This window comes from Afifella sp. H1R, assembly GCF_021462425.1.
In the GTDB taxonomy this organism is placed as follows: Bacteria; Pseudomonadota; Alphaproteobacteria; order Rhizobiales; family Afifellaceae; genus Afifella; species Afifella aestuarii.
This window is the reverse complement of the sequence record NZ_JAKEDY010000002.1, coordinates 689520-702247: the sequence shown is the minus strand read 5'-3', so window position 1 is coordinate 702247 and position 12728 is coordinate 689520. Positions and strand designations below refer to the sequence as shown.

Below are 12728 nucleotides of genomic sequence, written 5' to 3'. Positions count from 1 at the left end.
CATGATCCCGGCCGCGGAGACGGAATTTGGCATCTATCTGCATTGGCCCTTCTGCGCGGCCAAATGCCCGTATTGCGACTTCAACTCGCATGTGCGGCACCAGAAGGTGGACCAGGCGGCTTTCGTTTCGGCTTTCCGGCGCGAGCTCGGCTTTTTTGCCGAGCGCACGCGCGGGCGCCGGGTGACGAGCATCTTCTTCGGTGGCGGCACACCGTCCTTGATGGAGCCGGCGACGGTCGCAGCGCTTCTCGAGGCGATCGCCGCGAACTGGACGGTTGCGGAAAACGCCGAAATCACCCTCGAGGCCAATCCTTCGAGCGTCGAGGCGGAGCGCTTCCGCGGCTATCGCAAAGAGGGTGTGAACCGGGTTTCACTTGGCGTGCAGGCCCTCGACGACGCGTCGCTGAAGGCGCTCGGCCGGCTGCACAACCGCGCCGAGGCGCTCGCAGCTGTCGAACTCGCCCGCGAGATCTTTCCACGCCTCTCCTTCGACCTCATTTATGCGCGCTCGAACCAGTCGCTTGAGGATTGGCGGCGCGAGCTCGGCGAGGCCATCGGCTTTGCGGCCGATCATCTGTCTCTTTATCAGCTGACGATCGAGCCGGGCACGCCGTTTGCGGCCCTCCATCAGGCCGGCAAGCTCACGTTGCCCGATCCCGACGCTTCGGCCGATTTCTACGAGCTGACGCAGGAGATGATGATTGCCGCAGGCCTGCCGGCCTACGAAATCTCCAACCATGCGCGGCCGGGGGCGGAAAGCCGTCACAACCTCACCTACTGGCGCTATGGCGAATGGGTCGGCGTCGGTCCCGGCGCCCATGGCCGCGTGCGCGGCGAGGGTGGGCGTTTTGCGACCGTGGCGGAGGCGCATCCGGAGACATGGCGCAGCCGGGTCGAAGAAGCAGGCAACGGCCTGATCGAAGACCGTTTTCTGAGCCTGGAGGAGGAGGCGGACGAGCTCCTCGTTATGGGTCTGCGTCTCGTCGAGGGCATCGATCTTGCGCGTTATCAGGCGCTTGCCGGCCGCCCGCTGCAGGAAAGCCGGATCCACGACCTCGTGGAGCACGGCATGATGCAGCTGGAGCCGGACGGCCGTCTGCGCGCGACGCCTGCCGGTCTCGTCGTCCTCGATGCCGTCGTGGCCGATCTTGCTGCGTGATGAGAGCCTTAAGGTGGTGGTTAACCCGGCCTTAAATTGCCGCTTTTAGCGTTACACCGGATCCTTATGGCAGTGCAGGACATCTGATGGCGGGGCGGAAGGCAAAGCAGCGCGTCGAGCCGCGGCTCGGCGAGAGCGGCGGCATCCGCGTGGAGGCGCGCGACCGGCCGGCCGGCGGGACGTCGCAGCGCAAACCGAAAGCCAAGACGGCAAAAAGCCGTTCCTCCGCGCCCCGCAGAAGAAAGGCGCGCGGATCGGGCGGCGGATTTCTGAGGCGGACGGTCTACTGGGGGTCGGTTCTGGCCGTGTGGGGCTTGATCGCCGTCGTCGGCATCATTGCCTGGTATGGCGTCCAGATGCCGCCGACGTCGGAATGGCGGGTGCCGGAGCGGCCGCCCAATGTGCGCATTCTCGCGGTCGATGGCGCCCTCATCGGCAATCGGGGTGACACCGGCGGCCAGGCAGTCAGGCTCTCCGAACTTCCCGATTATGTGCCCGAGGCGGTGATCGCGATCGAGGATCATCGCTTCCGCCAGCATTTCGGCGTCGATCCGATCGGCCTTTCCCGTGCGGTCGTGCGCAATCTCGTCTCCGGCGGTGTCGTGCAGGGCGGCTCGACGCTCACCCAGCAGCTTGCCAAGAACATGTTCCTGACGCCCGAACGCTCGATCCGGCGAAAGATTCAGGAAATGCTTCTGGCGCTCTGGCTGGAGCACAAATACTCCAAGGGCGAAATCCTGGAGATGTATCTGAACCGGGTCTATTTCGGCGGGGGCGCCTATGGCGTCGATGCGGCGGCCCATCGCTTCTTCGCCAAGGATTCGAGCAATCTCAACCTGGCCGAAGCCGCGATGCTGGCGGGTCTCGTCAAGGCACCGTCGCATTATCAGCCGGACCGCAATTTCGATGCGGCCGAGGCGCGCGCCCGCCTCGTCCTCGATGCGATGGCGCGCGAAGGCTTTGTCACCGCCGCGCAGGCGAAGCACGCCAAGGAGAATCCGCCACGCATCGCCTCGCGCCATCGCGTTCATGCGGAAAACTACGTTGCCGATTTCGTCATGGATCGGCTCCCCTCCTATGTCGGTGCGATCGACGAGGACGTCACGGTCTACACCACCATCGATCTCTCGCTGGAGCGCGAGGCCGAATCGGCGCTTGTCGAAGGTCTGAAAGCGAACGGCGACAAATACGGCGTGCATCAGGGGGCTCTGGTGGCGCTCGACGGAACCGGGGCGATCCGTGCCATGGTCGGCGGGCGTTCCTACGACAAGAGCCAGTTCAACCGCGCGGTTCAGGCGAAGCGCCAGCCCGGCTCCTCCTTCAAACCCTTCGTCTACCTGACAGCGCTCGAACAGGGGCTCAGGCCGGAGACGGTGCGCGTCGACAAGCCGGTGCGGATCGGCAATTGGGAGCCGCACAATTACTCCAACAAATACGAAGGGCCGGTGACGCTGAAGACGGCGCTCGCCCGCTCGCTGAATACGGTCGCTGCGCAGCTTGCCGCCGAAGTCGGACCGCAGAACGTCGTCGCGACGGCCCACCGGATGGGCATCAGCTCCGACCTCAAGGCCAATGCCACGATCGCTCTCGGAACGTCGGAAGTGAGCCTGTTGGAGCTGACGGGTGCTTATGCGCCGCTTGCCAATGGCGGTTTCGCCGTCCTCCCGCACGCGATCGAGCGCGTCGTCACCGATGACGGCAAAACGCTCTTCCAGCGTTCCACCCCGGGGCTCGGACGTGTCGTGGATCTGCACACCGTCGCGATGATGAACGAGATGATGAAGGCGACGCTGGAGATCGGGACCGGGCGCAAGGCCCAGATCCCCGGCTGGCCCGCCGGCGGCAAAACCGGCACAAGCCAGGATTGGCGCGATGCCTGGTTCGTCGGTTACACGGCCAATCTGACGGCGGGGGTGTGGGTCGGCAATGATGACAATTCGCCGACCAAGAAGGCTTCGGGCGGCAATCTGCCGTCGATGATCTGGGCGGATTTCATGAATGCGGCGCATCGCGGCGTTGCGGTGGAGGCCTTGCCGGGCGAGGGGCTCTACAGCCCTGCGATCGCGCAAAACCCTGGGGCGGGACAGCCTTCGGCCGCGGGATCCGGGGGCGATGCGCAATATCGCGACTGGATTCTCAACCGCGACGGCGACCGCACGCAGACCGGTCCATCGCGGCCGCAGCGCGGCAATGGCGGCCAGGGAGGCATTGGCGGATTCTTCGGCCGTATCTTCGGCAATTAGAAGGATTTATGTCATCGCGACAACAGGCCCGCCTTGCGCATGCAAAGCGACCTTGACGGCGACGTCCCTCCCGGGCAAGACCCACCGAACGACCTTCCTGCCCGTGCGGATCAGCCTTCGGGTAGCTCTCCCATATTCAAAGGAGGCGTGTGCGTGCCCCGAGAACATTTCCTGTTTACCAGCGAGTCGGTGTCTGAGGGCCATCCCGACAAGGTGTGCGACCGTATTTCGGACTGCGTGGTCGATGCCCATCTGGCAAAGTTTCCCGAAGCTCGCGTGGCCTGCGAGACGCTGGCGACGACCAACCGTGTCCTGATCGCCGGTGAAGTGCGCGGCTCGCCCGAGGTCGATGCGGCCGTTGTCGAGCAATGTGCCCGCGAGGCGATCCGCGACATCGGCTATCAGCAGGAAGGGTTCCACTGGCAGACTTGCCAGGTCGATGTGCTCCTTCATGAACAATCTCCCGACATCGCCCAGGGCGTCGATGCGGGCGAGGCGAAGGAAGAAGGCGCTGGCGACCAGGGCATCATGTTCGGCTTCGCCTGTCGCGAGACGCCGGAGCTCATGCCGGCGCCGATCCTTTACGCGCACAAGATCCTCCACCTGATGGCGGAAGCGCGTCACGCCGGCCATGCGCCGGAGCTGATGCCGGATTCCAAATCGCAGGTGACGGTGCGCTATGAAAACGGTGTGCCGGTCGGCGTGCATTCGATCGTGGTGTCGACGCAGCATGCCAAAGGCCTGACCTCCGCGGACGTGCGCAAGATCGTCGAGCCCTTCGTCTATAAGGCGCTGCCGGAAGGCTGGATCAACGACGAGACCACCTGGCACGTCAATCCGACCGGCAAGTTCGAGGTGGGTGGCCCGGACGGCGATTGCGGCCTGACCGGACGCAAGATCATCGTCGACACCTATGGCGGTGCGGCTCCCCATGGCGGCGGTGCCTTCTCCGGCAAGGATCCGACCAAGGTCGATCGCTCGGCCGCTTATGCGGCGCGTTACCTCGCCAAGAACATCGTTGCGGCCGATCTTGCCGAACGCTGCACCATCCAGCTCTCCTATGCGATCGGCGTCGCCAAGCCCTTGTCGATCTATGTCGATACGCACGAGACGGCGAAGAATGTGCGTGCCTCCGACATCGAACGTGCGATCAACAAGGTGATGGATCTCTCGCCACGCGGCATCCGCCAGCACCTGCAGCTCAATCGCCCCATCTATGCCCGCACGGCTGCCTATGGTCATTTCGGCCGGCCGCCGGAGGCCGATGGCGGCTTCTCTTGGGAAAAGACCGATCTCGCCGACAGCATCCGCGACGCGCTCTGAGAATGGGTCGGCCGCGGACCGGCCGACCACAAGCTCGCTTCACGGCCGCCGCAAGGGCAAGAAGCTCACCGCCCATCGCGAGGCGCTCATGGAGCGCCTCTTGCCGCAGCTTGCGCTCGATCTGAGCGAGCCGGCGCCCGAAAGTCTGTCGGGGCTTTTTGCGGCTGGCGTCGAGGATCTGCGCCTGGAGATCGGCTTCGGCGGGGGCGAGCATCTGATCCACGAAGCCCAGAAAGCGCCGTCCTCTGGCTTTTTCGGTGTCGAGCCTTTCGTGAACGGCATGGCGAAGGCCGTCGCCGCGATCGAAGGCGAAGAGCTGGCGAACATCCGCCTTTACGACGGCGATGCGGCCAACCTTCTCGATTGGCTGCCGCCGACGAGCCTGTCGCGCGTCGATCTTTTCTATCCCGACCCCTGGCCGAAGCGGCGGCATTGGAAGCGCCGCTTCGTCAATGCCGGAAACCTTGCGCGCATTCATCGTGTGCTGTGTCCGGGCGGGATTTTCCGCTTTGCAAGCGACATCCCTTCTTACGTCGATTGGACGATGATCCGCGTCCTGCGCCATGGCGGCTTCGCATGGCCGGCCGAGACGGTGGCGGACTGGCGCGAGCCCTATCCCGGCTGGCCCGGCACGCGCTACGAGGCGAAGGCACTGCGGGAAGGGCGTCGGCCGGCTTATCTGACTTTCCGAAAAATCTAGCGCCTCAGGCGCGGGCGAAGACGCCGCCGCGACGTGCGTCGCCGGCACCGGAAAAGCGGCCTTTTCCGTCGTTTTCGGCGACATGCACGCCGCCGAAATAAAGCGAGCGCTCGCGCCAGGCCCTGAGCTCCGGCTCGATGTCTCTGAGCCGTGCGAGATCGGTGCTCTCGCCGGCCGCCTCCACGTCGAGCTGCCCGTTCTCGAAATGCAGGCGCGGCGCCGACACGGCCGTGTCCGCATCCGCATGTTCCAGAAAGAGGTTGGCCGCGACGTTGAAGATTGCCGTGCGGATGCGCGAGGATCCTCCCGTGCCGAAGGCGGTGATCTCGCCATCCGGGCCGAGCGCCAGCGTCGGCGCCATCATGGAGGAAAGGCGCATGCCCGCCTCGCAGGCGTGGAAGCCCTTCGGATTGAGATCCTCCTCGCCCAGCATGTTGTTGAGCATGAAGCCCATTCCCGGCACCATCCGGCCGTTGCCCTCGCCGTTGGAGACGGTCGCAGCGGCCGCCATGCCGGCGCGGTCGACGACACTCACATGCGTCGTGCCGCGGCTGACGACGCGGCTTGCCGGACCATCGTCGTCTCGGTCGGCAAGGAGCGCGTCGAAATTTCTGGAAAGGCGGGCTTTCTCCATCTCCCTGAGGGCTGTCAGCCTGGCGGGCGCGTCGCTTTTCTTTTGCCGGACGAGCGCCTGGAGCGCGATCGCCGAAAGACTGCCTCCGAGTGACGGGGGTGGATTGAGGAAGAGCGTCGTTTCGCCGAGCGAAAGGGCAAGCGGATCGCGCTCCTGCACCTGGTAGCGGCGGAAATCCGCGGTTTCGAGCAGGCCTCCATGCGTGGTGCACTGCTCGATCATCGCCGCCTCGAGCGTGGCAAGGCGTCCGGCTCCGACTTCCTGGAAGGCCTCGCCGAGCGCCTCGTTGCGGAAGACGTCGCCGGTCTGCAAAAGGTGCCCCGAAGGGGCAAAAAGCCGGCGCACGTCGTTATCCGCCGTGATGATCGGTTCGACGATCTCGAACATGCGCGCCTGCAATGGCTCGATCGTCACCCCTTTGCGGGCGACTGCGATCGCGGGCTCCACGAGATCGCTGAGCGGCAGGCGGCCGAGCTTTTCTGAGGCGGCCGCGATCCCGGCAAGAAAACCGGGCGTTGCCGCCGCGCCCGCACCGATATGGAAGGATTGGGTGGTTTCTCCGAAATCGGCATGGATCTCGAAAAAATCGATGTCTCCGTCGGGCGGCAAAGCGAGGGGCGCGTCGCAGAAGAAGTCGAAGAGATGTGGCTGCGCGCCGTCATAGGCCATGAGGAAACCACCCCCACCCGGCGCGGCAAGGATCGGTTCGGTGACGCAGGCGGTCAGCAGCGCCCCGATGCAGGCGTCCACGGCATTGCCGCCTTCGCAGAGAATGGCGACCGCGGCGGCCGCCGTCTCAGGATGGCCGCAGGCGACGGCGCCCTTTGCCTGCTCTTTGCCCATGAAGCCTCGCTAAGTCGCAGGTGAGACCGAAACGATGAACCGGCACCCGGAATCAGTTGGACGGGTCCCGAAGCCAGATACAAAACGGCCGGCGCACCTTTGCGATACGCCGGCCGTGACAACAAAAATGACGGCGTCGCCTATTCGGCGGCGGCTTTCAGACGCGGAGCGGCCGCCAGAACCTCCGCATCGACGTCGTCGGCGAACTGCTTGAAGTTCTCAGAGAACATCTCCAGGAGCTTCTCGGCCTGACGGTCGTAGGCGGCCTTGTCGCTCCAGGTCTCTCGCGGATGCAGAACCTTGCCATCGACGCCTTCGAGCTCGGTCGGGATCTCGAGGCCGAAGACCGGCTCCTTCTCCATCGGCGCCTTCTCCAGCGTGCCCTCGAGCGCGGCTTCCAGCAGCCGCCGCGTCAGCTTCAGCGGCATGCGCTTGCCGACGCCGTAGGGGCCACCGCTCCAGCCGGTGTTGACCAGCCAGCAGGTGACGGCGTGCTTGTTGATGTGCTCGCGCAGAAGATCGCCATAGACGGCGGGAAGGCGCGGCATGAACGGCGCGCCGAAGCACGTCGAGAAGGTCGCCTCCGGCTCCGTCACACCCCGCTCGGTGCCCGCCACCTTGGCGGTATAGCCCGACAGGAAATGCACCATCGCCTGCTCGGCCGAGAGCTTGGAGATCGGCGGCAGAACGCCGAACGCGTCGCAGGTCAGCATGACGATGTGGTTGGGCTGGCCGCCCATGCCCGTCTCGCTTGCATTGGCGATATAGTCGAGCGGATAGGCGGAGCGGGTGTTTTCCGTCAGCGATCCGTCGTCGAAGTCTGGTTTGCGCGTGTCCTCGTCGAGGACGACGTTTTCCAGAACCGTGCCGAAGCGGGTGGACGCGGCGTAGATCTCCGGTTCCTGCTCCGCGGAAAGCCGGATCGTCTTGGCGTAGCAGCCGCCTTCGAAATTGAAGACGCCGTTCTCGCTCCAACCATGCTCGTCGTCGCCGATGAGCGTGCGCTCAGGATCGGCCGACAGGGTCGTCTTGCCGGTGCCCGACAGGCCGAAGAAGATGGCGACGTCGCCATTGTCCGCCTCGTTGGCCGAGCAATGCATCGGCATAACGCCCTTCTCCGGCAGGAGATAGTTGAGAAGCGTGAAGACCGACTTCTTGATCTCGCCGGCATAGGCGGACCCGCCGATGAGGATGAGTTTCTTCGAGAAGTTGACCGCGATCACGGTTTCGGTGCGGCAGCCATGCCGCTCGGGATCCGCCTTGAAGCTCGGCAGATCGATGACCGTGAACTCCGGCAGGAAGGAGGCGCGGGCCTCTGCGTCCGGTACGCGCAAAAGGTTGTGAATGAACAGCGAATGCCAGGCGAGCTCGGTGTAGACGCGAACATTGAGGCGATGAACCGGATCGGCCCCACCGCACATGTCCTGCGCATAGAGCGTCATGCCGTCGGCATGGGCGAGAAAGTCCTCGCGAAGACGCTCGAAAGCCTCCGCCTCCATGGCGCCATTGCCGCCCCACCAGATGGTGTTTTCCGTCTTTTCGTCGCGGACGATGAACTTGTCTTTCGGCGACCGACCGGTGTGCTTGCCGGTCGTGGCGACGACCGCGCCGTCTGAAGAAAAGCGGGCTTCGCCCCGCCGGATGGCGTGCTCGGCAAGCTCCGCCTGCGGAAGATTCCAGAAAACCCTTTTGACCCTATCAAGCCCAACAGCTTCGACCCCGCATGCGGGGTTGCGCTTGCCACTCTCCTCCACCATTCACTCCTATATGTTTTTGAGCCGGACATCCCCCCGGAGCCGGCTACCCCTGTTTCTGCATAGACGGGTGCTATGCGCAGTCGCAAGAGCGACATTTGCAACTCTGATCCCTAATTCGCAGTTGTGTCCCTGCGACGGCAGGCATCTTTTAAGTTACGGAACCTTACAGATTTCTCATGTTCCGCAACGGCATTTTTTGTGCAACCTGCCACAATTCGTTCGCATTCTGTCACAAGAGCGGCGCAGGCGCAGTCTTTGGCGCCGCAAACCACCGGTAGGAGCATCACCCCATGGCGACCATCGCACTCGTGGATGACGATCGCAACATCCTGACTTCCGTGGCGATGACGCTGGAATCGGAAGGCTATCGCGTCACCACATTCAACGACGGCGCCTCCGCGCTGGACGGGCTGACGCAGGCTCCGCCGGACCTTGCCATCCTCGATATCAAGATGCCGCGCATGGACGGCATGGAGCTCCTGCGCAAACTGCGACAGAAGACCGACCTCCCGGTGATCTTTCTGACCTCGAAGGACGAAGAGATCGACGAGCTCTTCGGCCTCAAGATGGGGGCCGACGATTTCATCAAGAAACCGTTCTCGCAGCGTCTTCTGGTTGAACGGGTGCGCGCCGTCCTGCGCCGGGCCCAGCCGAAGGAAATGGGCCCTACACGCACCGGCGACAGCTCGAAGACATTGGAGCGCGGCGCCCTTGTCATGGATCAGGAACGCCACACCTGCACGTGGAATAACGAGAATGTGACCCTGACCGTCACCGAATTCCTGATTCTTTTTGCGCTGGCCCAGCGCCCGGGCGTGGTCAAAAGCCGCAATGCGCTGATGGATGCGGCCTATGACGATCAGGTCTATGTGGATGACCGCACCATCGACAGCCACATCAAGCGGCTCCGCAAGAAGTTCAAGGCCGTCGATGACGAGTTCAACATGATCGAGACCCTCTACGGTGTCGGATATCGCTTCCGCGAGACATGAGAGCGCTTTAGCCCATGGTGGCTGAGACGCATCCAGGCGAGACGCACAGGCGCGAAGAGACCCCGCGGCAAAATGAAGCGCTGCGGGCGCGTCGGCGTTGGCGACGGCTCCTGGTCTTGCCGTTCGCCAGAGGCCTGTCGATTCTTGCCCAGGCGAGCTTTTCGAGCGTCAGCCGCCGCATCGTCACCCTCAACCTCGCCGGCCTCATCGCGCTCGTCCTTGCGGTTCTCTACCTCAACCAGTTTCGCGCCGGCCTGATCGATGCCCGCGTCGAAAGCCTGAGAACGCAGGGGGAGATCATTGCCGCGGCGATCGCCGCGCAGGCGACGGTCGAAACCGACGCGATCACCATCGATCCCGACAAGCTCCTGGAATTGCAGGCGGGCGAAAGCGTCTCATCTTTCGATGTCGGCGAGACCTCGGCCGATTTTCCGATCAACCCGGAACGCGTCGCTCCCCTGTTGAAGCGGCTGATGACGCCGACGCGCATTCGCGGCCGCCTCTACGATCAGGAAGGCAACCTGATCGTCGATTCCAAGGGGCTTTACACGCGCGGTCAGATCCTGCGCTTCGATCTGCCGGCACCGGAAGAAACCCGGTCGTGGTGGGAAAAGTCCTGGGACAAGCTCCGCCTCTGGCTGCGGCGCGGCGATCTGCCGAAATATCATGAGGTCGGTGCCGGCGACGGCCGGGCCTATCCCGAAGTGGTCAACGCCCTTTCAGGCCAGGCCGGGTCCGTCGTGCGCGTCGGAGAAGACGGCGGCCTGATCGTTTCGGTCGCGGTGCCCGTGCAGCGCTTCCGTGCCGTCCTCGGCGCGCTGCTTTTGTCGACCGAATCGGGCGACATCGATGCGATCGTCCATGCCGAACGCATGGGCATCTTCCGCGTCTTCCTGGTCGCTGCGAGTTCGACCGTCCTGTTGTCGATCCTGCTGGCGAGCACGATCGCGGGCCCCATCAGCCGCCTCTCTCAGGCTGCGGAACGGGTCGGGCGCGGCGTGCGCTCGCGCATGCAGATCCCCGATTTCGGCGAGCGCAAGGACGAGATCGGCCATCTGGCGCGTTCGCTGCGCGACATGACCAACGCGCTCTACAGCCGTATGGACGCGATCGAACGCTTTGCCGCCGATGTCGCGCATGAACTGAAGAACCCGCTGACCTCGCTCCGAAGTGCCGTCGAGACCCTCCCGATCGCGCGAAGCGAGGAGAACCGCGAGCGGCTTCTCGATGTCATCAAGCACGATGTGCGTCGCCTCGATCGGCTGATCAGCGACATCTCCGATGCCTCCCGCCTCGATGCCGAACTGGCGCGCGAGGACACGGAGCCGGTGGATATCGCCCGCCTTCTCGAGGCGGTGGTGAGCGTCGCGCGTGAGGTGCGCACGACCGATCCGAGCCAGCTCACCCTCAGCCTCAAGTCCGGAAAGTTCGGCAAGGACGCCTTCTACGTCCTCGGCCATGACAGCCGCCTTGGTCAGGTGTTCAACAATCTGATCGACAACGCGCTGTCCTTCTCCCCCGACGACGGCGTGGTGCGGGTCGTGGCCGAGCGCTTGCCCGGGCGGATCGTGGTCGTGGTCGATGATGACGGCCGCGGCATCCCGGAAGACAATTTCGAGCGCATTTTCGAACGCTTTTACACCGACCGCCCCGAGAAGGAGGCTTTCGGCAACAATTCTGGTCTCGGTCTCGCGATTTCGCGGCAGATCGTGGTCGCGCACCGCGGCACGATCACTGCGGAAAACAGGCGCAACCGGGACGGCTCCGTGGCGGGTGCGCGCTTCACGGTCGTCCTGCCGGCAGCCGATTGAGGGGCCATGTCGCTGCGGCTGCACGCAAGCTGTGTTCTCTGGCAAGGGGCCGGCATTCTCATTCGCGGCGCGTCGGGAAGCGGCAAATCCATGCTCGCCTGGTCGGTCCTTGCGGAAGGTGGACGCCTCGTTGCCGATGATTACTGCGATCTGACGGCCTGCCATGGCCGCCTCGTCGCCACCTCGCCCGCAGCGACCGAGGGGTTGATAGAGCTGCGGGGCCGCGGGCTCGTGCACCTGCCTCATGAACAGGCAGCGGTGATTCGCCTTGTCATCGATCTCATCCCGGAGGCGGCTCTCGAACGCCTGCCGGATGCCGAGGATCTCACGACGGAGATCGCCGGGATACGCCTGCCACGCCAACCGGCTCCGGCACGGAGCCCTGCGACGCTGCTGCTCGTGCGAACAGCGCTTGCCGCAGCCCTTCAGCCCAGCGAGGGACTTGCAAGGTGACGCATTTTTGTGGCCAAGATGACAACCCTTGCACAATGGATCGGCAAACCCCGTATGATCGGATTAGTCCTCGTCACCCACGGCCAGCTCGCTTCTGAATTTCGCGCTGCTTTGGAACATGTGGTGGGGCCTCAGCAGGGCTGCGCGACGATCTCCATCGGCCCCGATGACGATATGGAGGATCGGCGCCAGGACATCGTTCAGGCGGTGCAGGAGGTCGACGCCGGCGACGGCGTGATCCTGTTGACCGATATGTTCGGTGGCACCCCTTCGAACCTTGCGATCTCAGTGATGGAGCCTGGCCGTATCGAGGTCGTGGCCGGCGTCAACCTGCCGATGCTGATCAAACTCGCGAGCATCCGCGGCGATGCGGAGCTCGACGAGGCGACGGTCGCGGCGCAAGATGCCGGGAGGAAATACATCAACGTTGCCAGCCGGATCTTGTCCGCCAAATGACCACGATCGCTCTGGAGAGCCTGCCTTTGCGACGCCTCACCATCTGCAACAAGCGGGGCCTTCACGCACGCGCTTCGGCGAAGTTCGTGAAGCTCGCAAGCTGTTTCGATGCAGAGGTGGTGGTCATCAAGGACGGCCAAAGCGTCGGCGGCACCTCCATCATGGGTCTGATGACGCTCGCCGCAGCCCCCGGCTGTTTCATCGATATCGCCGCCGTCGGGCCGGATGCGGATGCCGCGCTTGAGGCGCTTGCTGCCCTCGTCGAAGGCGGGTTCGGCGAAGATGTGACCCGCGAGCCGCGCGACTGAGGCTGGAAGTGCCGGCCGTCCCTCCGTAATCTCAGGAGACGTTTTCAAA

The 12728-nt window shown here is 64.2% G+C and carries 11 protein-coding genes; 9 read left to right on the top strand and 2 right to left on the bottom strand.

What is annotated here, in order from left to right:
• Position 1: 1 nt before the first annotated feature.
• The 4 genes from hemW to L0F51_RS14835 all read left to right on the top strand — a co-directional run bounded on the left by hemW (position 2) and on the right by L0F51_RS14835 (position 5425).
• Complete coding sequence (gene hemW / locus L0F51_RS14850; protein ID WP_234629948.1) at positions 2-1159, top strand: radical SAM family heme chaperone HemW; 1158 nt, start codon at positions 2-4, stop codon at positions 1157-1159.
• 86 nt (positions 1160-1245) lie between these two features.
• Positions 1246-3402: a transglycosylase domain-containing protein gene (locus L0F51_RS14845; protein ID WP_234629947.1), complete on the top strand. Its 2157-nt coding sequence runs from the start codon at positions 1246-1248 to the stop codon at positions 3400-3402.
• Between the two features lie 153 nt (positions 3403-3555).
• Positions 3556-4725, top strand: coding sequence for a methionine adenosyltransferase (gene metK / locus L0F51_RS14840; protein ID WP_234629946.1), 1170 nt, complete (start codon positions 3556-3558; stop codon positions 4723-4725).
• The gene (locus L0F51_RS14835; protein WP_370642420.1) at positions 4667-5425 is read left to right on the top strand and encodes a tRNA (guanosine(46)-N(7))-methyltransferase TrmB; all 759 of its coding nucleotides are present in this window, start codon (positions 4667-4669) and stop codon (positions 5423-5425) included. Before metK ends, L0F51_RS14835 begins: the two co-directional genes overlap by 59 nt.
• Positions 5426-5429: 4 nt before the next feature.
• Here the strand turns inward: L0F51_RS14835 and L0F51_RS14830 are convergent, their stop codons facing one another.
• Entirely contained in the window at positions 5430-6902 is a 1473-nt protein-coding gene (locus tag L0F51_RS14830) for a gamma-glutamyltransferase (protein WP_234629945.1), read from the bottom strand.
• A 140-nt stretch (positions 6903-7042) separates the two neighbouring features.
• On the bottom strand, positions 7043-8656 hold the full coding sequence (locus L0F51_RS14825) for a phosphoenolpyruvate carboxykinase (RefSeq protein WP_234630374.1): 1614 nt from the start codon (positions 8654-8656) through the stop codon (positions 7043-7045).
• Between the two features lie 293 nt (positions 8657-8949).
• Between L0F51_RS14825 and L0F51_RS14820 the strand changes: the two genes are divergently transcribed.
• The 5 genes from L0F51_RS14820 to L0F51_RS14800 are packed head-to-tail and all read left to right on the top strand — an operon-like array spanning position 8950 to position 12679.
• Positions 8950-9651: a response regulator transcription factor gene (locus L0F51_RS14820; protein ID WP_234629944.1), complete on the top strand. Its 702-nt coding sequence runs from the start codon at positions 8950-8952 to the stop codon at positions 9649-9651.
• Positions 9652-9665: 14 nt separating this feature from the next.
• Complete coding sequence (locus tag L0F51_RS14815; RefSeq protein ID WP_234629943.1) at positions 9666-11462, top strand: sensor histidine kinase; 1797 nt, start codon at positions 9666-9668, stop codon at positions 11460-11462.
• A 6-nt stretch (positions 11463-11468) separates the two neighbouring features.
• Positions 11469-11915: an HPr kinase/phosphorylase gene (locus L0F51_RS14810; RefSeq protein WP_234629942.1), complete on the top strand. Its 447-nt coding sequence runs from the start codon at positions 11469-11471 to the stop codon at positions 11913-11915.
• A 54-nt stretch (positions 11916-11969) separates the two neighbouring features.
• Positions 11970-12371, top strand: coding sequence for a PTS sugar transporter subunit IIA (locus L0F51_RS14805; RefSeq protein ID WP_092811793.1), 402 nt, complete (start codon positions 11970-11972; stop codon positions 12369-12371).
• On the top strand, positions 12368-12679 hold the full coding sequence (locus L0F51_RS14800; protein WP_128290368.1) for an HPr family phosphocarrier protein: 312 nt from the start codon (positions 12368-12370) through the stop codon (positions 12677-12679). Before L0F51_RS14805 ends, L0F51_RS14800 begins: the two co-directional genes overlap by 4 nt.
• Positions 12680-12728 lie beyond the last annotated feature (49 nt).

Excerpts from the sequence above, each read along its gene's own strand:
- hemW (WP_234629948.1), top strand. The coding sequence starts at position 2 with ATGATCCCGGCCGCGGAGACGGAATTTGGCATCTATCTGCATTGGCCC.
- L0F51_RS14845 (WP_234629947.1), top strand. The coding sequence starts at position 1,246 with ATGGCGGGGCGGAAGGCAAAGCAGCGCGTCGAGCCGCGGCTCGGCGAG.
- L0F51_RS14835 (WP_370642420.1), top strand. The coding sequence starts at position 4,667 with ATGGCGGCTTCTCTTGGGAAAAGACCGATCTCGCCGACAGCATCCGCG.
- L0F51_RS14830 (WP_234629945.1), bottom strand. The coding sequence starts at position 6,902 with ATGGGCAAAGAGCAGGCAAAGGGCGCCGTCGCCTGCGGCCATCCTGAG.
- L0F51_RS14820 (WP_234629944.1), top strand. The coding sequence starts at position 8,950 with ATGGCGACCATCGCACTCGTGGATGACGATCGCAACATCCTGACTTCC.
- L0F51_RS14815 (WP_234629943.1), top strand. The coding sequence starts at position 9,666 with ATGGTGGCTGAGACGCATCCAGGCGAGACGCACAGGCGCGAAGAGACC.
- L0F51_RS14810 (WP_234629942.1), top strand. The coding sequence starts at position 11,469 with ATGTCGCTGCGGCTGCACGCAAGCTGTGTTCTCTGGCAAGGGGCCGGC.
- L0F51_RS14805 (WP_092811793.1), top strand. The coding sequence starts at position 11,970 with ATGATCGGATTAGTCCTCGTCACCCACGGCCAGCTCGCTTCTGAATTT.
- L0F51_RS14800 (WP_128290368.1), top strand. The coding sequence starts at position 12,368 with ATGACCACGATCGCTCTGGAGAGCCTGCCTTTGCGACGCCTCACCATC.